Origin of the sequence: Fodinicola acaciae (genome assembly GCF_010993745.1) — a bacterium.
GTDB lineage: Bacteria > Actinomycetota > Actinomycetes > Mycobacteriales > HKI-0501 > Fodinicola > Fodinicola acaciae.
The window spans coordinates 936,757-961,577 of the sequence record NZ_WOTN01000004.1 but is presented as its reverse complement, the minus strand read 5'-3'; the positions used below and the strand labels follow the sequence as shown (position 1 = coordinate 961,577).

Sequence of the window (24,821 nt, the reverse complement as noted above, 5' to 3'; positions counted from 1 at the left end):
CGTACGCGACCGGTCAGCCGGCACCTCGTTCGGAGGCGGCGACGGCCTGCGTCCGCTCCGACGCGAACAGCACTCGGATCAGTACGACGGCGACTCCGGCACCGGCGAGCTCGGCGATGACGAAACCCGGCACCGACCACGGCGAGATGCCGGCGAAGCTGTCGCTGAAGACGCGGCCGATCGCGACCGCCGGGTTGGCGAAGCTGGTCGACGCGGTGAAGAAATAGGCGCTGCCGATGTACGCGCCGACCGCCGGAGCGGCAAGGTGGCCGCGGCCCGTACGCGTCAACGCGAAGATCAGCAGGACCAGGCCGGCGGTCGCCACGATCTCGGACAGCCACAGCGCGAGCGAACTGCGCGGTTTGGTGGAAATGCTGACCGGCACCGCGCCGAACATCGTGTTTGCCAGGATCGCCCCGAAAACCGCGCCGGCCGTCTGCGCGAGGGCGTACGCGGTCACCTCGCGCCACCGCATCCCGCCCATGACAGCGTCCACGATGGACACCACGGGGTTGAAATGTGCGCCGGACACCGGGCCGAAGATGAGGATCAGCACGACCAGGCCGGCGGCCGTCGCGGCCGCGTTTTCCAGCAGTTGCAGGCCAACGTCCGACGGACTGAGCCGGGACGCGGCGATGCCGGAGCCGACGACGACCGCGACCAGCAGTGCCGTGCCGAGAAACTCGGCCAGCAGCTTGCGGCCAGTCATCCCGCCGCCACCCGGATCCGGTGGACCGGGCGCGGATAGCCGGGCTTGAACGCGGCGACAGCGTTGATCGGTGCGGCGGCAGCCGCCCGTGACGCGACCGCGACGGCGGCTTCCAGGACCTCGTCCAGCTCTGCCGGCTCGCAGGCGACGCGCGCGTTGACCAGCGCGATCGCGGTGGATTCCGTCTTAAGCGGAGCGGCGCGCAGGTCGAGCTGCGGCTCCGCGCCGGCCGTCGTGAGGCTCAGCTTGCTGATGGCGTCATCGGAGCTGACGGACACCTTCACGTGCCCGACCGTCCAGCCGTTGTCCGCCGTCCGGCGCGAGATCTCCCGCAGGAGTGTGTCGGCCCAGTCCGCCGAGCCGACGCCGGCCGGCAGCCGCAGCTGGTAGCTGTGGTTGAGCCAGGCCAGCTCTGCCTCGGCGGCGGCGTATCGGTCGTAGTCGACGTCCAGGTCGACCGCCGAGTTGCCGGGTCGCTCAAGCGCGGCGAGCAGCTCGTCGAGACCGTCACCCGTACGCGCCGAATAGCGCAGCACGACGCCATCGTAGTGCTCGGACAGCTCAGCGACTACGTCGTCGGCGGCCGTGAGGTCGCTCTTGTTGACGGCGAGTACGTCGGCCTCGGTGAGCTGCTGGCGATAGAGATAGGCCATGTCGGACTCGGCGTCGGTGAGCGCGATCGAGCGCCTGACCTCGGCGTAACGCTGCGGATCCACGACCGTCACCAGCGGCGCGACGGCGAACCGGTCGCCGTAAAGCTGCTTCATCGGTCGTACGACGGTGGCCTGCAGATCGGTGCAACTGCCGACCGCTTCGGCCAGGATCGTGTCGACCGGTGAGGCGGCGACGACGGACTGGATCACCTCGAGCAGGTCGTCGAACCGGCAGCAGAAGCAGCCGCCGGTCACCTCGCCGATGCCGGTGGCCGCCGGACCGGCGACCCGGGTGTCGACCAGGTCGTCCCCCTGGTCGTTGGTGATGATCGCGACCCGCCGGCCCTGCTGTTCCAGGCGGCGGGCGATCGCCGCCAGCGTGGTCGTCTTGCCGGCGCCGAGGAAGCCGGTGACCGCAACGAAAGCCAACATGGTCGCGACCGTAGCGGCAAAAACGGCACGTGAAAACGATTTCTCACGTCCTAAGTAGGCCACCGCGCATGGCCGCGCGACGCGCCATGCGGAAGCTGAGCCGTCTGCCGCGCACGGTGCCGGCCCACGGCGACGCGGTGGCGTACGGTCCGATCGCGGCGAACACCGGCTTCGCCTCGGCGTGCCGGCCGGCCCGCCACAGGCCGTACGCGAGCGTGTTCGCGTCCTCGTGCCACATGCCGTGCCTGGTCTGCGCGACGCGGAACCAGCGGTCGAGCGCGTTGTCGAGGTCGGCGTTGAACTCCGCGCCGGCCCAGCGTTGTTCCGGAGTCTGGCCACCGCGCGGCCGCCGCGCCGACCACTCCGCGTTGGCGCAGATCGGCAGGATGTGCAGTGGCGACCCGTCCGCCGCGGTGGCGGCCGCGGTGCGTGCGAAGTGATACATCGCCTCATGCGAACCGAGCCATCTTTCGCACAGATAGAGGAATTTGACGTCGTGTGCCATGCGGTGACCGGGATCGCGCGCGATCACCTCCTGCCACGCCTCCTCCATCGCCGGCCGCTCGGCGGACAGCGGAATCGACAGCAAGATCCGGAAAGCCCACGGATTCGGGTCGGAGGGCAGCAACCGTGCGGCCTCGTCGGCCTCGATGGCGGCCAGCTCCGTCAGCCGTACGAACTCCGGCAGCGACCGCTCGTTGATCCCCTCGGCCCAGCCGGTCCGACCGACTTCCCAGGCACGGATCAGCAACGACCGAGCGCGGACGAGGTGCGCGTCTGGATTGTCCGGCTCCGCCGCGACCCAGACGTCCGGCCAGGCGTACGTGGTGTCGATCTGCTCACCGGGCGTGAGCCGCCGACGCCGCAGCTCCCTCTGCCGCACGCCGACCACCGCTTCGGCGAGGACACCTGACACGTACGAGCGCCGGTCGAAATCCGTCCGAGTGGGCACCATCGACTCGCGCGCGACCTGCCACTGACCGGCGGCGACGGCATCGAGCGCAGGCCGCAGCCTCACGTCGTCCCTGCCGTTGTGGTCGTCGACGATCATGGACCGGACAGGAAGACGGTGGTGGCCTCGTCGGCGAGCACGGTCGGCTGCGGTGCGGCCGGGTCGGTTTGCGCCAGATGCAGCAGGCCGAGGATGGCCGCGTACGCGACCCGAGCACGCGACGCCGCGCGTTTGGGCGGCAGGCCGAGCTCGCGATAGGTGCGGGTCAGCAGCTGCAGCCGCGCCTGGTTGACCTCGCTGACCGCGTCTCTGACCCGCGGATCCATACGGTCGCCGAGCAGGCTGAGGTGCACCGACGGCGCCAGCGGCTGGACGGCATGGACGACGGTCGTGAGCAGCTGGCGCAGCCGTTGCTCCGGATCGGCGATCGCGGCGTAGTCGGCCAGTCCCTCGTTGCCGTGGCTGCGCACCCACTCCGCGAGCGCCGCCTCGATCAGCTCGTCCCGGCTGCGATAGTGCGCGTAGAAACTTCCCTTGGTCACGCCGAGCGTGCGCGCCAGCGGCTCGACCGCCACAGCGGACAGGCCACCCTCGGCGATCGCCTTCAGCGCGGCGCGCACCCAGTCCTGTGCGGACAGCCGGGTCGACTCGTTCACCACGGACAGCAGAATACGCCACCGTATTGACGCGTACGCGGATCACGGGATACGGTGGCGTATCAATACCTTGCAGTATCAATACGTTGGAGTATCCAAGATGAAGATCCGTCGAGTGGTCACCGGGCACGATCGCGACGGCAAGGCGCGCATTGTCGACGACCGGGGTGTCGAGCCGATCACCTCCGAGCTGATGCCTGGTTGCGCGGCCTACCGGCTGTGGGGACGCGACGAGCGACCGGAGTTCCCGGACGACGGCGCGCCACGCACGGCCGACGCGTACTATCCGCCGCCGGGCGGATCTCGCTTCATGATCAACACAATTCCGCCGGGGGAGCTGGTGCCGCCGCCGGATCTCGACGTCGCCGCGGCGATGACCGAGCTGGAGCGACAGATGCCAGGCGCGATCGCCACGATGGATCCGGGCGATCGCGGAATGCACGTAACGGACAGCATCGACTATGTCCTCGTTGTCTCCGGCGAGATCACGCTGGAGGTGGACAACGGCGAGCAGACGGTGTTGCGCGCGGGCGACACCGTCGTCCAGAACGGCACGCGGCACGCCTGGCGCAACCACGGCACCGAGCCGTGCACGATCGTCGGCGTCGCGATCGGTGCCGACCGGATCATTTAGCGGCCGGCGTACGGCGATTGTCCGTCGTCTGGTGGGGAAACTTCAGGTCGAAGGCCGGCCGCTCCGAGCGGATGCGAGGAATGCTGGTGAAATTGTGCCGCGGCGGCGGGCAACTCGTGGCCCATTCCAGCGAGTTGCCGTCGGTCGGCAGGTAGTCGGCGTATCGCCGCGGAGTTGAGCGGAGCGTACGCGAACCAGCCGAAATCCGCCGCGCCGCCCGGCGTCGCGAAACCGAGCACCACGATGCTGCCGCCGAACAGGAACAGCCAGTACGAGAACGCGTTCAGCCGTGGAAAAGCCACGTCCGGCGCACCGATCTGCAACGGCACGATGAAGTTGCCGAAGGCGAGAAACATCGGCGTCGCGAACAACAGCAGCATCACCGTGCCGTGGATGGTGAACAGTTGGTTGTATTGCTCGTTGGTGAGAAACTGCAGACCCGGCCGCGCCAGCTCGGCCCGCATCAACAGCGCCATCAGGCCGGCGACCGCGAAGAACGCGAAGGACGTGCCCAGATAGAGCAGGCCCATCTGTTTGGGCGTCCGTGGTGCGGATCAGGCGCAGGAGTGCACTCCCCCTGACCGTCTCCCGCACCGGCCATGGCCGAGTCACTATCGGACGTGCCTGTATCTGACCCATGTCAGTCCACTCCACGTACGAACACAGCCACGGCATGCCTCTTTTCGACGGCTATCAACCGCCCGAGTCGCATGCCCGCCGGGCCAGCAGGGGAATGCGACCACCCGCGAGCACCGCCTCCAGCTGTCGCGGGGAAAGCCGGTGGCGCAGCCGGTAGGTCTGGTTTTTGCTGGTGTTGACCACATCGAGCTGGGGCTCGCCGGCGAGCGAGCCAGCCAGATTTTCCAGCACCAACATGTCCTGCTGCTCGATCCGGTCGTAGTCGTCCGGGTCGGTGAACTCGAGCGCCAGGATGCCGAAGTTTGCCAGGTTTTGCCAATGGATCCGTGCAAATGATTTTGCGATGACGGCGTGCAGGCCGAGATGGCGAGGCGTGATGGCGGCGTGCTCGCGCGAGGATCCCTGTCCGTAATTGTCGCCGCCGACCACGATGTGGCCGGTCGAGTCGGCCAGCTCGCGAGCGCGTTCCGGATAGGTGTCGTCGATCTGCGTGAAGGTGAAGTCGGCCAGCCGCGGAATGTTGGACCGGAACGGCAGGGCTCGTGCGCCGGCCGGTGAGATCTCGTCGGTGGAGATGTCGTCGCCGACCTTGAGCAGCACCGGCGCCTCGATCCGGTCCGGCAGCGGCGGGAAATCAGGCAGCGACGAGATGTTGGGTCCCTTGACGAGTTCTTCGCTCGCTGCTCGCTCCGGCTCGAGTGGCCGTACGAGCATCGCGGTGTTGACCGTCGCACGCTCCGGAAGATCCAGCCGTGGAAAGGAAATCCCGAGCTCGCGCGGATCGGTGATGACGCCGGTCAACGCGGCCGCGGTCGCCGTCTCGGGCGAACACAGCCAGACCGAGTCCTCTTTCGTGCCTGACCGCCCGGGAAAGTTACGCGGAAACGTACGCAACGAGTTGCGGCCGACGGCGGGCGCCTGACCGACGCCGATGCAGCCCAGGCAGCCGGACTGATGGATACGCGCGCCGGCCGCGATGAGGTCGAAGGTGGCACCCATTCTCGTCAGGTCGGACAGAATCTCGCGTGAGGTCGGGTTGATGTCGAAACTGACCGCGTCGTCGGCCTGGCGTCCGCGTACCATCGCCGCGGCCATCGCGAAATCCCGCAAGCCGGGATTGGCCGACGAGCCCACGACGACCTGGCTGACCGGCTCGCCGGCCACCTCCCGCACCGGCACGACGTTGCCGGGCGACGACGGCTTGGCGATCAACGGCTCCACAGTGGACAGATCGATCTCGTCGGTCAGGTCGTATTCGGCGTCCGGGTCCGCGAGCACCGGAACGTAGTCGTTTTCGCGGCCTTCCATCCGAAGAAAGTCGCGTACGGCGTCATCGGCCGGAAACACCGTTGTCGTGGCACCAAGCTCGGCACCCATGTTGGCGATCACGTGCCGGTCCATCGCGGTCAGCGTCGCGAGGCCGGGACCGTGATATTCGACGATCCGGTTCAGGCCGGAGGTGACGCCGTGCCGCCGTAACATCTCCAGGATCACGTCTTTGGCCGACGACCACGGCGGCAGCTCGCCGGTCAGCCTTATCCCCCAGATCCGCGGCATCCGCAGATAAAGCGGCTCGCCGGCGATCGCCATCGCGACCTCCAGGCCACCGACGCCGATGGCCAGCATCCCCAGCGATCCGGCCGCACACGTGTGCGAGTCGGACCCGGCCAGCGTCTTTCCCGGCACGCCAAACCGCTGCATGTGTACGGGATGCGAGACTCCGTTGCCGGGCTTGGAAAACCAGAGCCCATAGCGCCGGCAGGCCGAGCGCAGGAACAGATGATCCTCGGCGTTTTTCTCGTCGGCCTGCAACAGATTGTGGTCCACGTACTGGACACTGAGCTCGGCGCGACCGCGGTCGAGGCCCAGAGCTTCCAGCTCCTGCATCACCACTGTCCCGGTGGCGTCCTGCGTGAGGGTCTGATCGACCGAGAGCGCGATCTCCTCGCCCGGCACCGGCGACCCGCTCACCAGGTGTGATGCGAGCAGCTTGTACGCGACGCCGCGGCCCCTCACCGGATCATCTCCTGACAACCGACGTCACAGAGCGATACCCCGCGCGGAAACGGCCCAAACATCGGCCGCATATCGGCCGGGCGGTCCGGGTAGGCGACGAGCATGACGGAGAAAACACTCACCAAGGACCTGGAGATCGCGTACGAGACCAGCGGCCCTCGCGATGGCCGGCCGCTGGTCGCGGTGCACGGCTGGCCGGATGATCCGCACTGTTGGGACGGCGTGCTGCCGCCCCTGCACGCGGCCGGCCATCGCGTCATCCGGCCGTATCTGCGCGGCTTCGGCGAGACGCGCTTTCGCGCCGCCGGCAAGATGCGATCCGGCCAGATCGGCGCTCTCGGCCAGGACCTCGCCGACTTCCTGGCCGCGCTGGAGCTGCGGGACGTCGTGCTGGTCGGACACGACTGGGGTGCGCGCGCCGCGTACGTCGTCGGAGCGCTGTTTCCGGAGCGCGTCAAGCGAATCGTGGCGCTGTCCGCCGGCCACGTCACCAACCGGCCGGACGTGGCGCTGAGCTGGCCGCTCACGCATGCCTACTGGTACGAGTGGCTGGTGGCGACCGAGCGTGGCCGGCGCGCCGTCCGCGAGGACCGCGTGGAGCTGAGCCGGTATTTGTGGCGCACCTGGTCGCCGTCGTGGGAGGTCGACGCCGCCGATTTCGACCAGGCGGCGCAGGCGTGGGACAACGACGACTGGCCAGAAATCACCATCCACGCGTACACGCATCGCTGGGGTGAGGCCCGTGGCGATCCGGCGTACGAGGACATCGAGGCCAAGCTGCTCGAACCAGCGGCCGTCCAGGTGCCGACTTTGGTCGTACACGGAGACGAGGACGGCGACAACCTGCCGACCACCACGGAATCCATGGAGCACCTTTTCGCCAGTGATTACGAGCGTCTGGTGCTGCCAGGGGTCGGCCATTTTCCACCACGCGAAGCACCTGATGCCGTCGCCGACGCCATTCTCGGCAAATCGTGATTACGACGGCTGGCAGTGCGGACACCACGTCGTCGACCGTCCGCCGATCCGGTCGTGCGCGAGCGTCGTACCACAGCGCGGACACGATCCGGACGGATCGTCGCGGCGGCCGGTCAGCCACGATTTGTGTGGCGGCACCCGGCCTTTCGCGATGGACTGCCGCAGCACGGACCTCCTGGCCCGATCCAGCCGACCGAAGTCGCCGCGCGCCAGCCGGTGACAGGGCAGCCGCGGATGCACGCGTGCCCGCCAGAGGATTTCGTCGGCGAGCAGGTTGCCGATCCCGGCGACGACGGACTGGTCGATCAGTGCCGCCTTGACCTGCCGGTGGCGCTTTGCCAGCAGGTCGCGTAACTCGTCGGCGGAGATCTCGGCCGCGTCCGGTCCGACGTCCGCGAGGACCTCGTTTTCGTCGTCGGTCAGCCACAGTCCGCGCAGCTTACGCAGGTCGCGATATCGCAGCTCGCCGTCGTCGAAAGCGAAAACGACCCGGTCGTCTCGGTGCCTGTCCTGCCTCGGCTCGACCCAGCAGAGCATCCCCGTCATGCCGAAATGCAGCATCATCACGCCCGCGTGCCGGACCGGAGTGATGAGCCACTTTCCGTGCCGTCGCGGTTGTTCGAAGCTGCGGCCGCGCAGTTTTGCTTCAAGCGTACGAGCGTTGACGTTGCGCAGCACGCCGTCGTCCAGCACGTCGACGTGCTTTATCCGACGCCCGACCGCATGGGTGGCGAGCACGCGGCGAAAGCCTTCCACGTCGGGCAGTTCCGGCATGATCAGCGTCGCGACATCAGCTCGCCGACAACCGATTGTGCGGTCGCGACTATCGCGTCGGCGTCGATACGTGCTTCGTGCATGAGCTCCGCCGGGCTGCCGGAGATCGGCATGTCGCGTACGGCCAACTTGTGGACCGCCGGCCGGTCCAGATTTTCCGCGAGTGCCTCCAAAACCGCATCGCCGAGGCCGCCCTCTGGCCAATGGTCCTCGACGGTGACGATCGCGCGCGTGCGTGCCGCGGCTTCGGTCAATGCCGCCTGGTCGATCGGTTTGATCGAATAGCAGTCGAGTACGCGCACCGCGATCCCGCCGGATGCCAGCCGGTCCGCCGCTTTTTCGGCCTCATCGACGGTAATTCCGCACGCGACGATCGTGAGGTCGTCGCGATCGCTGGACCTGAGCAGGCGGCTTCCTCCGATGCGTACGTCCTGGTTTGCCGGCGTGCGCACCAAAGTCTTGCCGCGCAGCGTACGCAGATAGCTGATGCCGGGCCGGCCGGCCATCTCGGTCACCAGCCGCGCGGCCTGGTTGGCATCGGACGGATGCAGCACGGTGCTTCCGTGCACCGCACGCAAAGCGGCGATGTCCTCCAACGCCATCTGCGACGGACCGTCCTCGCCGATCGACACACCTGCGTGCGAGCCGCACAGCCGCAGATCGGCACGCGACACCGCGGCCATCCGGATGAAGTCGTACGCACGCGTCAGGAACGCGCCGAAGGTCGACGCGTACGGCACCCAGCCGCGTGTCTGCATGCCGACCGCGGCGGCGATCATCTGTTGTTCGGCGATGAACATCTCGAAATACCGCTCTGGGTGCGCCTCGGCGAACATCTGCGACTGCGTCGAGTTGGAGACCTCGCCATCCAACGCGACCACCCGACCGTTCGTGTCACCGAGATAGCTGAGCGCGGCGCCGTACGCCTGCCGCGTCGCCACCTGGTCGCCGACCTCCCACGCCGGCATTTTCCCCTCTCCAGACGGAAACTCGTGCCGCTGTCGCGCGGCGGCCGGTGTCACCTCGACGGTCAGGTGGCGCTCGCCTCCGAGCTCGGCGATGGCCGCCTCCGCGTCCTCCAGCGGCTTCCCGTGCTTGCCGAGCTGGTTCTCGACGGCCGCCACTCCGGCGCCTTTCTTCGTACGCGCGAACACAACCGTCGGCTTGCCGGTCGTGTTGACGGCCGAGCCGTAGGCCGCGTCGATGGCGTCCAGATCATGCCCATCGAGCCGTACGGCATGCCAACCAAAGGAACGTGCGCGTTCCGCGTACGCGTCCAAGTCCCATCCGAGCATGGTTTCCCGCGTCTGACCGAGTCGGTTGACGTCGACGACAACGGTCAGGTTGTCCAAGCCGGCCCAGCCGGCCTGCGCGAACGCCTCCCAGATCGAGCCTTCCGCCAGCTCCGAGTCGCCGCACAGGACCCACACGCGATAGTCGAGCCGGTCGAGTTTCTTGCCTGTCAAAGCCAAGCCGACACCGACCGGCAGGCCCTGGCCGAGCGATCCGGTGGCGACCGGTGTCGGCGGGATCCGCGGCGTCGGATGGCCCTCCAGCCGGCTGCCGAACCGCCGGAATGTCAACAGCTGCTCGTCGGTGATCGCGCCGGCCGCCTTCAACATCGCGTAATACAACGGTGAGGCATGGCCCTTGGAGAAAATCAGCGCGTCATTGCCGGCGTTATTGCCGGCGTTATAGCCGGCGTTATTGCCGGCGTTGTCGGGATCGGTGAAATCCAGCCGTAGATATCCGTCCAGCAGCACGGCCATCAGGTCGGCCGCCGACATCGACGAGGTCGGATGACCCGAGCCGGCCGCGGCGCTCGCCCGCACCGAGTCCACTCGCAGCTGCTGCGCGAGCTCGTATCGGAACATGTCAACTCCTGCTTCGCATCGGCATTCCACTTCGCTTACCCGCGGGACGCCGCCGGCAAACCGCGTTTCCGGTCGCAACAAGCGGGGTATGCCGAGGAGGTGGCTGTGACTACGCGGACGCCGGTGTTGGTGGTGACCAGCGCCTTCGCGTCGATGTTGTTGAGCGCCAACCTGGCGACACCGCTCTATGCCGTCTACAGCACCAAATTCGGCTTTTCGACCGCGGTCCTGGCGCTGGTCTTCGCGGTGTACGCGCTGGTGCTGATCCCGTCGCTGCTGTTGTTCGGACAGCTGTCCGACCGGTTTGGCCGCCGCCGGGTGATCGCCGCCGGTCTCGCGCTGGCCATCCTCGCGCTGGTGTTTTTCGCGTTGGCGTCGGGTGTCGCCTGGCTGTTCGCCGCTCGCGCGACCCAGGGTTTGGCTCAGGGAATGATGAGTGGCGCGGCGACGGCCGCGCTGGCCGAGCTGGTGCCGGAAGGCGACCCGAGGCGGGCCGCGCTGATGGCGACGCTGGCGCAAGCTGGCGGCTCGGCCACGGCGCCACTTCTTGCCGGCATCCTGGCGCAATTCGCCCCGGCGCCGTTGGTTTTGGCGTACGTGCCAGGCATGGTCCTGTGCGCGGTCGCGATTTTGTTGCTGCGTATCGTGCCGGAGACGCGGGCCGCGGACAGTTCGGCGCGGTGGCGGGTCCGCTGGCCGCGCGTGCCGCGCGGCATCCGCGCCGATTTCGCGCGCGTCGGTCTGACCGCCGCCGCCGTGTGGGCCGTGGCGGCCGGGTTGTTCCTTGCCGTTATGCCGTCGTACGCGGGCAAACTCGTGTTGCATTCGTCCAACCTGGCGCTGCTTGGCCTGGTCACGTCCATCATGCTCGGCTCGTCGTGCGTCGCGCAGCTGGTCGTACGCCGTGGCGCGCCGCCGGCTCCGGCGCAGGCCGGCGGACTGGCACTTCTGGCGGCGGGCCTGCTGGCGTTGGTGCTCGCCGCGCCACTGCACGTCGTTGCGTTGTTGATCGTCGGCGCCGTATTCGCCGGAGCCGGACACGGGCTGGCTTTCCTGGCCGCACAAGACGATCTCACCCAGATCGCGCCGACCGAGCAGCGCGCCGAGGTCAGCGCGGCGTTCTACGTCTGCATTTATCTCGGCGTCGCGCTGCCGGTGATCGGCATCGGCGTCGTCGCCGCCACGATCTCGCTTTTCGCCGGAGTGGCGACTTTCGCCGCTGTCACTGGCATTGGTGCGTTGGCGGTCGCGGCCTGGCACCTGACCAGGCAACCTCAGCACGCATGACGGGTGGCGCTCTCACCGAGAGCGCCACTGTTGTCGTTTTGCTAGCTCAGCCGCGATTTCAGCAGCTGCTTGGCTTGCTCGGCGCCTTTGCGGCTGTCCGCCTGCGCGCGGCGGAAAAAGTCGGCCAGCTCGCTGTCGCCGTCGCGTTCGGCGTCCTGGATGTAGGTCTCCAGCCGGAGCACATTGTCCAGACACGCTTCGGTGAACCACAAAACGTTGTACGTCTTGTCCTTCGTACCGGTCACCTGGCCGGTCTCGGTCGCGGTCATGATTTCTCCCTTCTCACTATGCCGATAGGACGTGGATACCCGGCTGCACCTCGGTCACACGTCCCGCGTGTAAGGCAGTGCTGCCTCGGGTAAGCCGTATCGATGACGACAGATGCCCCGCTTCCCCACGAACAGGACGGACGGCCGCGTACGGCCATCGTCACCGGCTCTGACTCCGGCATCGGTCGTGCGGTCGCGGTCGCACTGGCCGGCGGCGGTGTCGATGTCGGCGTCACGTATCACCGCGACGCGGACGGTGCGGCCGCCACCGCGGACGAGGTCACCGAGCGCGGCGGCAAGGTGGCCGTACGCCGGCTGGATCTCGGCGACCTGCCCACGTCGACGGCCGCGATCGACGAGCTGGCCGACGAGCTCGGCGGCGTCGACGTGCTGGTCAACTGCGCCGGCACCGGCACCGCCGAACCGTTCATGGACCTGGATTTCGACCGCTGGCGGCACGTGCTCTCGGTCGATCTCGACGGTGTTTTCGCGTGCTCACAACGCGCCGCGAAGCGGATGATCGCGGACGGCCGCGGCGGCCGGATCATCACGATCACCAGCGTCCACGAACACGCGCCGAAGGTCGGCGCCGCGCCATACTGTGCCGCGAAAGCCGGCGCCGGCATGCTGACGAAGGTGCTGGCACTGGAGCTGGCCGAGCACGGCATCACCGTCAACTCGGTGGCGCCGGGCGAGATCTCCACGCCGATGACCGGCCAGGAGGACGTCGATCCACATGAGCAGCACCGCCCCGGCATTCCGCTCGGGCGCACCGGCCACGCACAGGAAGTCGCCGCCGTCGTGGCGTTTCTGGCGACGCCGGCTGCCGGCTACGTCACCGGCGCGTCCTATCTGGTCGACGGCGGAATGCTCCTGATGGGGTCGCAGGCCAGCGGCCGGCTGACCGACGACGGCTGGCGGAAAAGCTGAGAGGAATGGCGATGGAACGCGAAAGCAGCAAACACGGGCCGCGTACGGACGACGAGCTCAAACACGAGCTGGACGGCACTCTGCGCGGCAACCGGCTGAGCCATCCGGAGGAATGGCGCGATCCCGAGCCGCCGTCGGACGAGGACGCCGACCTGCCGGCCTTCGAGGACCCGCGGAAGTAGGGGAAGGGGCCGGCGCGGCCCCTTCCACCGGATTTTCTAGCTGTCGTTGGACAAACCGTACGCGATGTAGTGGGCCTCGATGAAGGCGTTGTTGAACACCTTGTCACCCCACTGGTAGGAGAAAACCAGGTGACCGTTTTGCAGGTCGTATTTGGTCGCACCGGTGTAGGTGCCGTCGAAATGGTGGTCACCGTGGTCCTCGGACCAGCCGGCGTGGTTGGGGCAGACCATGTCGAAGCGCAGCACGCGGCTGCCGCCCGGCAGCAGAACGTCGGTGGTGGTCAGGTTCCAGTCGCTCTTGTTCGGATCGGTCGGATGACGCGGGCCGTCCGCGGTGCGGTTGTCCTGCTCCAGATGCGACGCGTGGTTCTGTACGACGCCGAAATCGCCAGGCAGGACACGGTGCACGGTCGGTTTCGGCAGCGGCAGGTGCGAGGTGACGACACCGGTGTCGACCGGCGGTTTCAGGTCGTACGACCAGCGAATGGTGCCGGTCGCGACGTTGTAGCCGACGCCGACCCGCGGCACCGCGGACGCGTGTGCGCGGTTGAACGGCGGGTTCTTTTCGCCTGGCGCCGGGGTTTTCGTCGCCGGGTCGGACGGACGCGCGTCGCCGACGCCGATGTCACCGTTGCCGTTTTCCAGTGGTTTCACCACCCGCTCCGGCAGAAGCTTGCCGGCCGTGGTGAGCACCGAGCCGACCGACGGCGGCGGTTTCTGCTCGTCCGCGGACGCCGCGGCGGCATGCATCAGAAAGTACGCGCCGGCCGCCGCCGACGCGTACAGCGCCGCGCGCGCGACGACTTTTCCTACCGTGGACATGGATATCCCTTCCAGAGACGCGGACAGCCGGAGATACGCGGAGACCCCGCGTTTACCGGTAAAGAGAGGCGCTCAGGCCAGCACTAGATGGCGGCGCGACACAGGCAGGACCGCAGCCGACAGAGGTCGACCACCAGTCGCCTGCGCAGGAACAGGTCCGCCACAGCGCAGACCATACAGTATTGCCGTTGGGTCCTCAATTGACGGTTTTCGTTATTATTTCCGGAAGATGTCCGACGGACAGCAAAAGGCCCGGTCCAACGCGGACCGGGCCTTTCCTGCGAAAGCTCAGGAAGCCTTGGCGTTGTGCACCGCGGAGGTGGTCAGCGGCGCCTTGCCGGGGTCGGCCGGCAGCGTCGACGGGTCGACGAGCGTGCTGCCCTGCGGACCGGCCTGTACGGCCTGGTGCGTCGCGCTCTTGCCCAGCACGTCGGACCAGCCGAGGAACCAGTCGGTCCAGCCGTCGCCGCGGCTGCCGGCGAGCGGGCTGCCGGTCACCGTGACCACGTCGCCGGGAAGCTCCATCTGGTAGTAGGTCTTGGAGTTGGACGGCGACATGTTGACGCAGCCGTGGCTGACGTTGCGGTGGCCCTGGTCGCCGACCGACCAGTACGCGTCGTGCAGGAAGATGCCGGACCAGGTGAACCGTACGGCCCACGGCACCATCAGGTCGTAGTAACCCGACTCGCCTTTCTGCACGTCCGCCGGCCGCATCCGCACCGGGTTGCCCTTGTTGATGGTCAGATACGTGCCGTTGGGCGTGTCATGGCCGGGCCGGCCGGTGGCGATCTTCCAGTTGTAGACCAGCTTGCCGTCCTTGTAGACCTGCATGCGGTGCGTCCTGGTGCCGACCACCGCGATCAGCGAGCGGCCGATGTTGAAGGTCTGGCTGATGTCCTTGCCGTACGCGCTGGACGTGCCGGCGACGCCGTTGAAGTGGCCGCGCACGGTCACCTTGGTGTTGGCCGGCCAGTAGTCCTGCGGCCGGAAGTTGAGGTGCTGGCTGTCCAGCCAGTACCAGGCGCCGACCACCGGCTTGGAGGTCGTCACCTCCAGTGCCTTCTCGATCGCCGCCTTGTTGGTGATGGAGCGGTCGAAGGTGAGCTGGATCGGCATCCCGACGCCGTAGGTCTTCCCGCTGCCCTGGCCGATCTCGGTGTCGAAGAACTTGGTCGGCTTGTAGGTGCTGAAGGTGCTGGTCTGCGTCGAGGTCTGGCCGGCCGAGTTGACCGCGGTCGCGGTCACCGTGTAGGTCTGCGCGCCGTTGAGGGCCCACTTGCTCTTCCAGGTCAACCCGTCCGCGCTGAGGTCGCCGACGACGGTGGAGCCGCCGGACTTGACCGACACGTTGGTCACCTTGCCACCGCTCGCGGTCACCGTGATGCCGCCGGCGGTCGGCACGTTCTGGCTGCCGGTCGCCGGGCTGATCGCCACGGTCGCGGCCGGCACCGCTGGTTTTGCCGCCTTCGCCGGAAAAGTCTTGCCGCTGCACCCGGTGGCGAGCAGGGCCACCGCCGCTACGCAGCCGATCCCCGCCGTCCATCCGTGCCACCGTCGAGCCACGCCGCTCTCGTGCACTTCGCTTCTTCCTCCCGGTCCCCATATCCCCCGTACACCGGCGGCCACGCTGCCGCCGGCGTCGTGCCCCATCACACGGGTATTCTCGCGCGCTGGTTCAAGTCATCTTCCCGCAGTCATGACGTTTCACACCGACGACCGGTTGCGATCCGATCCACCAAGAACGAGGAAACTTCTCTTTACCAGATATCGGCGAAGGCTTGATCCTGGGGGTGGCTCGCGGCGGTCGAGAAGATCTTCGCAGATCGGCCACCTGCCGCGCACTCGTACGACCGGCTCGGGACCGGTCCCACGAAAGGTACGTACGGTGCTGTTCGCGGACACATCCCCTCGATTGCACCAGGAGTTTCCATGCGCAAGACCAGCATCGCCGCGACGATCGCGGCCGCCGCAGCGATCGTGCTCCTCGGCAGCGGACCCGCCGCAGCCGCGTCCGGCACTTTCAGCGGCTATGGCAGCGACTCGCAGCAGTCCACCGCGGAGTCGTACGCGGTCAACAACGCCTACTTCAACGCGCAGCTCGGCGGCTTCCAGACCGGCGACTGCGGGTCGGCGTCGGTCAGCAGCACCCAGACCTCGCAGGAATGGCAGGCCACCGCGTACGTCTCCTGCTATCGCGCCGACAGCTGACCCCCGCGGTGTCTACGATGAGCTGCACGCGACTGACGGGAGGACGCCGTGCCGGTGGACAGCGACACGTTCTTCCGCATCCTCAACGATCTCGCCGGCGTGGAGACCGCTGACGGCTCGCGCTACAGCTCATACAGCGTACGCGGCAAGCGCTTCGGCTATTACTGGCCGCGTACGCAGACGGTCGGCCTGAAACAGACGCTGTCCGAGCAGAAGGCGCTGGTCTCCGAGCGGCCGGAGGTCTTCGAGGAGCAGTTCAGCGCCGGCGGTTTCGGCTGGGTCGTCGTCTATCTGGCCGGTGTCGAGGCCGACGAGCTGGCCGAGCTGGTGTTCGAGGCGTGGCGGCTGTCGGCGCCGGAGGAGCTGGTCGCCACGGTGCCGGATCCGGCCAGGACGGATTGACCGGCGCGATATATCTGGGTGATGGACAACGTCTCGCCGGCTTACCTGATGACGCTGCCGTTGCACGCGGTCACCGAGGTCTATGGCACCGAGGGGCTGCGGCGGCGTTTCCTGCTGGAAGCCGAGGTGCTCGACGACCAGGACCGGGTCGTACGCGCGTTGACGCTGGCCGAGCGCCTGCACCAGGACGACAAACGCGTACGCGAGCCGTATGTCAACCACGTGTTGCGGGTCGCCATCCGGATCCTGCGGCATTACGGCGTACGCGACGCGGACGTCGTCATCGCCGGCCTGCTGCACGACACCGTCGAGGACCATCCGGCCGAGCTGGCCGGCGGTGCGCCGGCCGATCCGCGGCAGGCCGCTTTCGGCGTACTCGAAAGGGATTTCGGCCGGCGAGTGGCCGAGATCGTCGGCGCGGTGACCAACCCGGTCTACGACCCGGAGCGGGACAGCGACGAGCAGTATCGCGAACACGTGGCGGCCAGCCTGGCGGCGTATCCGTGGGCCCGCGTCGTGAAGGCCTCCGACTTCACCGACAACGGTGTCGGCATCATCCACACCTCCGGACCGAAAATCCGCCGCGCCGCGACGAAATACCAGCCGCTGACACCGGTGCTGCACGAGCTGGTCCAGCGTGACGACACGCCGCTGACCGACGCGGCCAAGCGGCACATCGTCGACCAGCTCCAGCTCGCCGACGAGCGGTTCAGCGCGATACTGAGCGGTTCGTGACGCAGTAGACGCGTCCGCCCGGATCGCGGAAGGTGACCCAGCCGTCGGTCATCCGTACGACCATCGCACCGAGCGCTCGGTGCCGGCTCACCTCCGCCGCGCGGTCGGAGCAGGCGAGGTCCAGGTGCGCACCGATCGGATCGTCGCTTTCCAGCCGCTGGAAGAGCAGTCGCAACGGCAGGTCCGGCGGCCGCTCCAGATAGCGAAACTCCGGCCGCACCCCGTCACGCAGCTGCCAGCCGGTGACCGCCGACCAAAACCGTGTCTCCGCCTCGAAAAGCTCCGGCGGCACGTCCACGCACAGCTGGTCGACGACGCTCTGATGGCCGCCCGGCCATCGCGCCGGCAGCGGACGCTCACGCTCGCTGGCATGCGGGGTCAGGCAGAACGGCAGGCCACCTGGCGAGCACATGACGACCAGCGGACACAGGTCGGCGGTGACGGTCGCTCCGAGCGACACGACCCGGTCGGCCTCCCCGCACGGATCGTCGTAGTGCAGGTCGAGGTGGCAATCCGTACGGCCGTCGAGGAGGTCCTGGACGCGCAGGTACGCATCACCCTGTGGCGGCAGCAGGGTGGCGAACTCCTGGCGCTCGCCCCGCCGGCCGGACAGTCCGTACGCGGTCACCTCCTGCCAGAAGTCGACGGCGGCCGCACCAGGCGGCGAGTCGAGAAACGCGGTCAGCCAGCGGACAGTCATACGACCATTGAAGTCCCCGGCCCACCCACGCGAAATGTGTCGTACCCGGTGCATAGCGTCGACGGTGCACTGACACCGCTGCCTGGGAGGGGACATGGGTCAGCTGGAAAACTGCCGCAAGCAGGCACAGGACGGCCTTCGCGCGTTGGAGGACGCGTACGTCCGGCTGGCCAGGACGAGCCGGCCCGATCCCGAGGTGCTGGCCCTGACCGAGCTGGCCGCGAGCGCGGCGAGGACCGCGCGCAAGCACGCCGACGAGGCGGTCGAGCTGGCTCGCCAGCGCGAGGTGGCCGCTCGGCAGGCCGAGCTGCGGCTGCAGGACCTGATCGCGCGCAACCGCGAGCTGACCACGCTGCTGCGGATCGAGCGCGGCCGCCGGCAAGCCGAGCGGGTGGCGCCGGTCGAGCAGGCGACCGAGACCGAGCTGGCGCTGGTCCGCACCGAGCTGGCGGCGGCGGTCGCCGACCGCGATCTCTACGCGCGGCTGCTGGAGACCGCCGAGGACGAGCGCGACGAGGCGATCCGCGTGCGTGGCCGGCTGGCCGCCGAGGTGCTGCAGCTGCGGCCCGATCCGGTCGACCCGGTCGAGATGGCGGCCGCCGGTCCGGTGCCGGCGACCTTCGCCGAGGTCATCGACGCGGCGGCGCATCCGCTGTTGGCGTTCACCCTCGACCGCGAGATCACCGCGCAGCTCGACCGGTTTCCGCCGGCCGCCGGCTGGCGGCGGCGCACCGTGCAGGCGCTGGAGACACTCGTCGCGTACGCCTCGGCGAAGGACGAGGTGCGCCGGTCCGGTCAGCCGGCCGGTCACGCGCTCGCCGACCTGGCCACCTTCGTCCGCGCCGGCGGCCCGCGGGTGGCGCTGTCCGCCGCGGCGATCGCGCTCAACGAGTCGGCGCAGGTCACCGAGACGGCGCGGTTCGCCGACGCGCGGATCTTCCGGGTGCCGGCGCGGGTGCATCCGGCCGGCCGGCTGAAGATGCACTCGCACATCCGGATCGGCGGGGTGTATGCGCCGGCGCCGCGGCTGCACTTCCACGACGACACCGGCAGGACGGGCTTGGTGGTGATCGGCTACCTCGGTCCGCACCTGCCGACGAACCGCACCAATTAGAGGTCGCGCAGATAGGGAAGTGGGCTCGGCTATCGCCCGCTCGCCTATTTGTCCGGCCGCATAGGGTCTGTCTCCATATTCCGCGGGGCGATAACCGAGCCCAAACGCCGACTCTCATCCCCCGGAATATGGAGACAGGCCTAGCCGCGATAGCGCCACAGCTGCGGTGCCGCGCGTACGACCACCGCCACCGCCGCGACGGTCAGCAGGCCGCCGACGCTGATCGCCAGCCGCGCGCCGACGGCCGCGCCGGCCAGACCGTGCAGGAGGTTGGCGATCTGGGGTCCGCCGAACAGCACCACGGTCAGCGCGCCCTGGATCCGGCCGCGCAGCGCGTCGTCGGTGGCCGCCTGGGTGATCGCGTTCCGAAACGTGCTGAGCACGAAGTTGACCGCGCCACCGAGGAAAAGCGCGACCACGGCGAGCCACAGCCACGGCGCCAGGCCGAGCAGCACGACCGCGAACCCCCAGGCGATCGCGGCCGAGGCCATCAGGGCGCCGTGCCGTTTGGCGCGGGTGAACGTGCCGGACAGCAGTCCGACGACGAAAACTCCGGCCGGATAGGCCGCATAGAGCAGACCGAGCTGGAAACCGCCGCCGGGCGCTCCACCGTACGCGCGTGTGGCGAGCTCGGGAAAGAGCGCCACCGGCATGCCGAAAACCATCGCCGCCAGATCGACCAGCATCACCGCGACCAGCACTTTTTGGCCGCATAGATAACGAAAACCGTCCATCAGCCGGGCGCTGCCGACAGCCGCGGGAGGCAGTGCCGGCAGCCGGAACACGGCCCACGACACCGCGAGCAACGCCAACGCGTCGAAGAGATAGAGCGTCGTCAGGCCGACGACCGGAATGAGCACACCAGCGAGCAACGGGCCGACGATCGAGCCGGTGTAGCGCACCAGCGAGCTCAGACTGTTGGCCGCTGGCAACAAATCCGCCGGCACGACCCGCGGCACCGTCGCTCCGGAGGCCGCCAGCACCGCGCCAAGACAGGCACCTTGTGCGGCCACCAAGACATAAAGCAGGTGGACGGAGCCAAGATTCGCGGTGACCCACAGAAGAGCGTACGTGGCGGCGAGACCGGCCTGAGCGACCAACAGCACGTGCCGTCGGTCGAACCGGTCCGCCAGCGCGCCACCCCACAGAGCGGCCACCGCCAGCACGGAAAACGAGACGCCGGCGGCGATCCCGACGGTCGCTGAGGAACGGGTCGACGCAAACAGCTGTGCCGGGATCGCGAGGGCGCTGAACGAACCGCCGATGGCCGACACCGCGGAGGCCAGCCACAGCCTGCGAAAAGCCGGAATTCGAAGCGGTCGCAGGTCGGCGGTGACCGTCACGGCTCGATGACGTCGGCGACGACGCACGCGACGTTGTCAGGCGCGCCCGCGGCGTAGGCGAGGCCGATCAGCGCGTCGACCGTGTCGGCCGGCGGCTGACCGGCCGACAATGCCTTTCGCAGAGCCGAAATCTCCACGACGCCGGAGAGGCCGTCGGAGCACAGCAGATAGCGATCACCGGCCGCGGCGGGATGCAGTGAGATGTCCGCGCGCGAGCCGTCGCCGGTCAGCGCTCGCACGAGCAGAGCCCGCTGCGGATGCGAGGCCGCCTCCTCGGCGGTCAGCCGACCGGCGTCGACCAGCCGTTGTACGTGCGTGTGGTCGTGTGTGATCTGGAAGATCTCCCCTGCTCGCAGCACGTACGCGCGCGTGTCGCCGATGTGCACGAGCGCGAGCTGCGAGTCGGTCCACAAAGCGGCGGTCAACGTCGTCACGCCTCGCACGTCGCGTACGGCCGCGTCTGCCTGGTCGACCGCGTCGGCGAGCGCGTTGAGCAGGTCGTCGGCGCGCAGGCGGAGTTTTCCCAGCGGTTTCAACGCGTCGACGGCCGCGGCGCTGGCCAGCTCGCCGGCCTGGCCGCGTACCCCGTCGGCCACCGCGAGCAGGCCGGCGCCCGCGTACGCCGTGTCCTCGTTGGTCTCCCGGCCGATCCCAGCCGCGGACTTCGCCGCGTACCGGATGGCCAGGCCGGTGTCACCGACCGGTCCGCCGCGGCCGGCGAGATGGTCGACCAGGAAGGTGGCGAGCCGCTCGCGTACGGCCGTCTCGGCGGCGACCTCGTCCCAGTACGCGGCGACCGCCATGGCCGCCTCCGCCGGTGGCAGGTCGCAGACCGCGCGGATGCGCGCCAGCGGCATGTCCAGCCGCCGCAGCCACGCGATGAGCCGCGCGCGTTCGAGCTGGTCAACGTCGTAGTAGCGATATCCGTTCAGGCCGTCGACCCGCGCCGGCGGCAGCAGGCCGAGCTCGTCGTACAACCGCAGCGCCTTCGCCGACAGCCGTGCCATCCGCGCGAACTCGCCGATCGTCACCAGCTCCACGCCGCCTCCTTCGCAGTCGCCGCCAGCCTGCAGCCTCCCCCTTGGTCAAGGTCAAATGTCCGACTGCCACTTTCTTGACGTTTTCCAACGCTGCACACGGTGCACGAAGTCGCATTCGGGCGCCCAATCCGGTGTCCGATTGTCACCACCAGCAGAGAACCCGCAGGTCAGGCAGCCACAGACGACGCAATCGGAATCCGATTGCGTCGTCGGATACGGCTAGGTGGCGTAGCCGCCGAGGAAGGCGCGTACGCCGGCGGTCACCACCGCGGCCACCTCCTCCGCCGACGGCTGCACGACCGGCGCCTGCGGCGACGGCAGCGGTCCGGTGATCAGCAGCATCAGGTGAAACGCGGCCAGGTCGGTGTCGTCCGCGCGCAGCAACCCGCGGTCGACCAGCGTCCGCAGGTGGCCGGCCAGCGCGCGGCGGACGGCACGCGGACCGGACTCCTGCCACGCCTCGTACGCCTTCTCCGGGATGTGTCCCAGCTCCGCGTTCACCTGTCTGACCAGCGCGAAGTGCTCGTCGTGACCGCGCTTGTCGGCCTGCAGCGCGCGGCCGAACTCGATCAGGTCCTCCTCCAGGTCGGTGACCTTGCGCAGATAGCTGTCGATCAGCGCGATCTGGGCGCGCGCGACCCGCACGGCGCTCTCCTGGATGACGACCTCGAACAGGTGCGCCTTGCAGTGGAAATGGTTGTAGATCGTCCGCGTGGACACCTTCGCCTCGGCCGCGATGCCGTCGACGCTGGCGCGCGAATAGCCGTCCCTGGCGAAGACGGTGAGCGCGCCGGCCAGGATCGCGCGCCGCTTGTCCGCGAGGCCACCGCGCGACTGCGTTACAACGTGCGTTGCATCCATGTGGTCGAGACTACCGGGAAATGATTCGATCGCCGGTCCGCTGCCGGAGACAATCGCCGGATGACCGAGAAAGTGGGATCCCAGCCGCAGTACGACACGTTCGCCGACGAGTTCCTCGACCACGCCCGCGACGGCTTCGCCAACGCCTATCTGGACCGGCCGGCCTGCCTCGACCTGCTCGGCGATGTCGCCGGCACCCGGATCCTCGACGCCGCCTGCGGTCCCGGCCTCTACGCGCAGGAGCTGGTCAGCCGCGGCGCCACGGTCACCGGCCTGGACATCAGCCCGCGGATGGTCGAGCTGGCGCGCGAGCGGGTGCCGGCCGGCGACTTCCACGTGCACGACCTCAACAAGCCGCTCGACCTGCCGGACGACGCGTACGATCTGGTGCTTTTCCCGCTGGCGCTGGAATATCTCGATGAACGCGTGGCGGCCCTTTCGGAGTTTCGCCGGGTGCTGAGAAAAGACGGCGCACTGGTGTTCTCGCGCATGCATCCGACCGGCGACTGGCTGCGGCACGGCGGCAGCTATTTCGACGCACGCGTGATCGAGGAGACCTGGTCGACCGGCTGGCGGGTCCGCAACTGGCTGGCGCCGCTGCAGCAGACCTGCGACGAGCTGTGGCGGGCCGGATTCCTGATCGAGCGGCTGGTCGAGCCGCGGCCGGTCCCGGAAGCCGAGACGGTGGATCCGGAGGATTACGCGCGACTGCTCCGCGAACCGCGCGGTTTCCTGGCGATCCGTGCTATTCCGGATACCAGAGCACGCCGACCTGCGAAGGGGTAACGATCGCATGACCCGGATTTTGTTCACCGGCGGGACGATTTTCGACGGCTCCGGCGCCGATCCGGTGGAGGGTGACGTGGTGGTCGAAGGCGACCGGATCGTCGGCGTCGGCACCGGACTCGACGCCGACGAGTCCGTCGACTGCTCCGGCACCACGCTGCTGCCTGGCCTGATCGACTGCCACGTGCACGTCGTGGTCTCCGACGTGAGCCTGACCAGCCGCCTGCAGGATCCGTTTTCCTACCAGTTCTATCTGGCCAAACAAAACCTCGAGCGGACGCTGGCGACCGGCATCACCACCGTACGCGACGCGTCCGGCGCCGACCTCGGTGTCAAGCTCGCGGTCGACAACGGCCTCATCGCCGGGCCGCGCATGCTGATCGCGATCAGCCTGATCAGCCAGACCGGCGGCCACGGCGACGGCTGGATGCCCAGCGGCAAGTGCGTGCCGCTGTTCGAGCCACATCCGGGCCGGCCGGCCGCGATCGCCGACGGTCCCGACGAGTTGCGCAAGCTGGCGCGCGAAATCCTGCGAGCTGGCGCCGACGTGCTCAAGGTGGCCTCCACCGGCGGTGTGCTGTCGCCGACCGACGACCCGCGGCACACGCAGTTCACCACCGAGGAGCTGCGCGTCCTGGTGACCGAAGCGGCGATGCAGGGCCGCCATGTGATGGCGCACGCGCAAGGCTCGGAAGGCATCAAAAACGCCGTACGCGCCGGCGTCCGCTCGATCGAGCACGGCATTTATCTGGACGACGAGGCGATCGAGCTGATGCTGGCCAACGGCACCTGGCTGGTGCCGACGCTGGTCGCGCCGGTGAGCGTGATCCGCGCCGCCGAGGCCGGCTCGGCGGTGGCGGAATCGGCCGTACGGAAGGCAAAAGCCGTGTTGGACATCCACCACGAGTCGATGCGCAAAGCGGTCGACGCCGGTGTGAGGATCGCGATGGGGACGGACAGCGGCGTCGGTCCACACGGGACAAACCTGGAAGAGCTGCCGTTGATGGCGGCCTGCGGCATGAAACCGGCCGACGTGCTCGCCGCGACCACGTCGTCGGCCGCCGATCTGCTTGGCCTTGGCGACCAGCTCGGCCGGATCGCCGAAGGTTATCGCGCCGACCTGACCATCGTCCGCGGCGACGCGTACGACCTGGCCGGCCTGCCGACCGCGATCAGCCAGGTCTGGAAGGACGGCCGCCAGGTCGTCGTCAACAAGCTCTAAAGTCTCTCGCCGGCCTCGACGCGTACGCCGATCCGGTTGCCCGGCGGTGCCAGCGGACACTGCCAGGCCGGGTTGTAGCGACAGGACGGGTGATAGAGGAAATTCAGGTCGATCGTCAGCGATCCACCGAGATCGGCGCCTTTGGCGGTGTCCAACAGATAACGACCGCCGCCATAGCTCGTCTCACCAGCGGTGCCGTCGCGCAGTGGCACGAAGAGACCGCCGGCGTATTGCCGCAACGACCACACGTCCACAGTGCCACCGATCGGCAGCTCCAGCTGACCGATCCGCCGCATCGAGGTGGTGAACTCGCCGTCGGTCGGCACGTCCAGCGTCAGTTCCCGCGCCGGCTGCAGCGGCAGCTCGAAGCGCAACGCCGGATCGTACGGCCAGTAAGGCACACCGGACGTCCGCATCGGGTCGTCGGCCGGCAACGGACTTTCCGGATGCCGCTGGAAAAGCTCGTCGCGGCCGGACCGCCACAACCGATGGCCGTCGGCGGGGTCTGCGGCCGCTCGTACGGCGGCGTACAGCTCGCTGACCCGCCGGCGCCAGTCAACCAGCGACAGCACGGATTCCCCCCAACGTCGGTCGTGGTCCATC

The 24,821-nt window shown here is 68.4% G+C and carries 26 protein-coding genes and 1 pseudogene; 11 read left to right on the top strand and 16 right to left on the bottom strand.

All coding sequences use genetic code 11. From position 1 onward, the window contains the following. Positions 1-13: 13 nt before the first annotated feature. Genes GNX95_RS40050 through GNX95_RS40035 form a run of 4 tightly spaced genes read right to left on the bottom strand, consistent with a single transcriptional unit; the run spans position 14 to position 3,405 of the window. Positions 14-709, bottom strand: a complete 696-nt coding sequence (locus tag GNX95_RS40050; RefSeq protein WP_163513238.1) for an MIP/aquaporin family protein — start codon at positions 707-709, stop codon at positions 14-16. Then, positions 706-1,794, bottom strand: coding sequence for a GTP-binding protein (locus GNX95_RS40045; RefSeq protein WP_163513236.1), 1,089 nt, complete (start codon positions 1,792-1,794; stop codon positions 706-708). The genes GNX95_RS40050 and GNX95_RS40045 overlap by 4 nt, the downstream gene beginning before the upstream one ends. 43 nt (positions 1,795-1,837) lie before the next feature. Beyond that, entirely contained in the window at positions 1,838-2,845 is a 1,008-nt protein-coding gene (locus tag GNX95_RS40040) for a DUF4034 domain-containing protein (RefSeq protein ID WP_163513234.1), read from the bottom strand. Further along, the gene (locus tag GNX95_RS40035) at positions 2,842-3,405 is read right to left on the bottom strand and encodes a TetR/AcrR family transcriptional regulator (RefSeq protein ID WP_163513232.1); all 564 of its coding nucleotides are present in this window, start codon (positions 3,403-3,405) and stop codon (positions 2,842-2,844) included. The genes GNX95_RS40040 and GNX95_RS40035 overlap by 4 nt, the downstream gene beginning before the upstream one ends. 97 nt (positions 3,406-3,502) lie before the next feature. Between GNX95_RS40035 and GNX95_RS40030 the strand changes: the two genes are divergently transcribed. Beyond that, on the top strand, positions 3,503-4,036 hold the full coding sequence (locus tag GNX95_RS40030; RefSeq protein WP_163513230.1) for a cupin domain-containing protein: 534 nt from the start codon (positions 3,503-3,505) through the stop codon (positions 4,034-4,036). Positions 4,037-4,203: 167 nt separating this feature from the next. On the opposite strand, the pseudogene GNX95_RS40025 reads toward GNX95_RS40030, so the two are convergent. Then, positions 4,204-4,675, bottom strand: a pseudogene (locus GNX95_RS40025) (cbb3-type cytochrome c oxidase subunit I); the annotation flags it as partial. A 54-nt stretch (positions 4,676-4,729) separates the two neighbouring features. After that, complete coding sequence (locus GNX95_RS40020; RefSeq protein ID WP_163513226.1) at positions 4,730-6,691, bottom strand: aconitate hydratase; 1,962 nt, start codon at positions 6,689-6,691, stop codon at positions 4,730-4,732. 102 nt (positions 6,692-6,793) lie between these two features. On the opposite strand from GNX95_RS40020, the gene GNX95_RS40015 reads away from it, so the two are divergent. Continuing rightward, on the top strand, positions 6,794-7,669 hold the full coding sequence (locus GNX95_RS40015; RefSeq protein ID WP_163513224.1) for an alpha/beta fold hydrolase: 876 nt from the start codon (positions 6,794-6,796) through the stop codon (positions 7,667-7,669). Here GNX95_RS40015 and GNX95_RS40010 read toward each other — a convergent pair whose 3' ends face one another. Then, positions 7,670-8,443: an Fpg/Nei family DNA glycosylase gene (locus GNX95_RS40010; protein WP_163513222.1), complete on the bottom strand. Its 774-nt coding sequence runs from the start codon at positions 8,441-8,443 to the stop codon at positions 7,670-7,672. It abuts the gene before it with no gap. A gap of 2 nt (positions 8,444-8,445) precedes the next feature. After that, positions 8,446-10,317: a transketolase gene (locus GNX95_RS40005; RefSeq protein WP_163513220.1), complete on the bottom strand. Its 1,872-nt coding sequence runs from the start codon at positions 10,315-10,317 to the stop codon at positions 8,446-8,448. Positions 10,318-10,422: 105 nt separating this feature from the next. On the opposite strand from GNX95_RS40005, the gene GNX95_RS40000 reads away from it, so the two are divergent. After that, positions 10,423-11,604 (top strand): MFS transporter, encoded by a 1,182-nt coding sequence (locus GNX95_RS40000; RefSeq protein WP_163513218.1) that lies wholly within the window; start codon positions 10,423-10,425, stop codon positions 11,602-11,604. A 41-nt stretch (positions 11,605-11,645) separates the two neighbouring features. On the opposite strand, the gene GNX95_RS39995 is transcribed toward GNX95_RS40000, so the two are convergent. Further along, positions 11,646-11,873: a hypothetical protein gene (locus GNX95_RS39995; protein ID WP_163513216.1), complete on the bottom strand. Its 228-nt coding sequence runs from the start codon at positions 11,871-11,873 to the stop codon at positions 11,646-11,648. A gap of 102 nt (positions 11,874-11,975) precedes the next feature. Between GNX95_RS39995 and GNX95_RS39990 the strand changes: the two genes are divergently transcribed. Together GNX95_RS39990 and GNX95_RS39985 are read left to right on the top strand one after the other, a co-directional pair. Then, on the top strand, positions 11,976-12,803 hold the full coding sequence (locus tag GNX95_RS39990) for an SDR family oxidoreductase (RefSeq protein ID WP_163513214.1): 828 nt from the start codon (positions 11,976-11,978) through the stop codon (positions 12,801-12,803). Positions 12,804-12,814: 11 nt separating this feature from the next. Next, the gene (locus GNX95_RS39985; RefSeq protein ID WP_163513212.1) at positions 12,815-12,985 is read left to right on the top strand and encodes a hypothetical protein; all 171 of its coding nucleotides are present in this window, start codon (positions 12,815-12,817) and stop codon (positions 12,983-12,985) included. Positions 12,986-13,021: 36 nt separating this feature from the next. Here the strand turns inward: GNX95_RS39985 and GNX95_RS39980 are convergent, their stop codons facing one another. Together GNX95_RS39980 and GNX95_RS39975 are read right to left on the bottom strand one after the other, a co-directional pair. Next, positions 13,022-13,807, bottom strand: a complete 786-nt coding sequence (locus GNX95_RS39980) for a hypothetical protein (RefSeq protein ID WP_163513210.1) — start codon at positions 13,805-13,807, stop codon at positions 13,022-13,024. 288 nt (positions 13,808-14,095) lie between these two features. Further along, positions 14,096-15,370: a L,D-transpeptidase gene (locus GNX95_RS39975; RefSeq protein WP_163513208.1), complete on the bottom strand. Its 1,275-nt coding sequence runs from the start codon at positions 15,368-15,370 to the stop codon at positions 14,096-14,098. 366 nt (positions 15,371-15,736) lie between these two features. On the opposite strand from GNX95_RS39975, the gene GNX95_RS39970 reads away from it, so the two are divergent. Genes GNX95_RS39970 through GNX95_RS39960 form a run of 3 tightly spaced genes read left to right on the top strand, consistent with a single transcriptional unit; the run spans position 15,737 to position 17,152 of the window. Then, complete coding sequence (locus GNX95_RS39970) at positions 15,737-16,015, top strand: hypothetical protein (protein WP_163513206.1); 279 nt, start codon at positions 15,737-15,739, stop codon at positions 16,013-16,015. A 48-nt stretch (positions 16,016-16,063) separates the two neighbouring features. After that, positions 16,064-16,417 (top strand): MmcQ/YjbR family DNA-binding protein, encoded by a 354-nt coding sequence (locus GNX95_RS39965; RefSeq protein ID WP_163513204.1) that lies wholly within the window; start codon positions 16,064-16,066, stop codon positions 16,415-16,417. 21 nt (positions 16,418-16,438) lie between these two features. Further along, entirely contained in the window at positions 16,439-17,152 is a 714-nt protein-coding gene (locus GNX95_RS39960) for an HD domain-containing protein (RefSeq protein ID WP_163513202.1), read from the top strand. Here GNX95_RS39960 and GNX95_RS39955 read toward each other — a convergent pair. Then, positions 17,127-17,852: a VOC family protein gene (locus GNX95_RS39955; protein ID WP_163513200.1), complete on the bottom strand. Its 726-nt coding sequence runs from the start codon at positions 17,850-17,852 to the stop codon at positions 17,127-17,129. The two genes, GNX95_RS39960 and GNX95_RS39955, sit on opposite strands and share 26 nt — an antisense overlap. A gap of 94 nt (positions 17,853-17,946) precedes the next feature. Here GNX95_RS39955 and GNX95_RS39950 point away from each other — a divergent pair, with 94 nt between their 5' ends. Continuing rightward, positions 17,947-18,966 carry a hypothetical protein gene (locus GNX95_RS39950; RefSeq protein ID WP_163513198.1) on the top strand — a complete coding sequence of 340 codons (1,020 nt, stop codon included), beginning with the start codon at positions 17,947-17,949 and terminating at the stop codon, positions 18,964-18,966. 140 nt (positions 18,967-19,106) lie between these two features. Here the strand turns inward: GNX95_RS39950 and GNX95_RS39945 are convergent, their stop codons facing one another. The 3 genes from GNX95_RS39945 to GNX95_RS39935 form a co-directional block, all read right to left on the bottom strand. Further along, positions 19,107-20,309: an MFS transporter gene (locus GNX95_RS39945; RefSeq protein WP_163513195.1), complete on the bottom strand. Its 1,203-nt coding sequence runs from the start codon at positions 20,307-20,309 to the stop codon at positions 19,107-19,109. Then, positions 20,306-21,349, bottom strand: coding sequence for a MerR family transcriptional regulator (locus GNX95_RS39940; RefSeq protein WP_163513194.1), 1,044 nt, complete (start codon positions 21,347-21,349; stop codon positions 20,306-20,308). The genes GNX95_RS39945 and GNX95_RS39940 overlap by 4 nt, the downstream gene beginning before the upstream one ends. A 219-nt stretch (positions 21,350-21,568) precedes the next feature. Then, entirely contained in the window at positions 21,569-22,210 is a 642-nt protein-coding gene (locus tag GNX95_RS39935) for a TetR/AcrR family transcriptional regulator (protein ID WP_163513192.1), read from the bottom strand. A 60-nt stretch (positions 22,211-22,270) separates the two neighbouring features. Here GNX95_RS39935 and GNX95_RS39930 point away from each other — a divergent pair, with 60 nt between their 5' ends. Together GNX95_RS39930 and GNX95_RS39925 are read left to right on the top strand one after the other, a co-directional pair. Next, positions 22,271-22,996 (top strand): class I SAM-dependent methyltransferase, encoded by a 726-nt coding sequence (locus GNX95_RS39930; protein ID WP_163513190.1) that lies wholly within the window; start codon positions 22,271-22,273, stop codon positions 22,994-22,996. A gap of 7 nt (positions 22,997-23,003) precedes the next feature. Then, entirely contained in the window at positions 23,004-24,218 is a 1,215-nt protein-coding gene (locus tag GNX95_RS39925) for a metal-dependent hydrolase family protein (RefSeq protein ID WP_163513188.1), read from the top strand. Here the strand turns inward: GNX95_RS39925 and GNX95_RS39920 are convergent. Next, entirely contained in the window at positions 24,215-24,820 is a 606-nt protein-coding gene (locus GNX95_RS39920) for a DUF1684 domain-containing protein (RefSeq protein WP_163513186.1), read from the bottom strand. The genes GNX95_RS39925 and GNX95_RS39920 overlap by 4 nt on opposite strands. Position 24,821: the final 1 nt, after the last annotated feature.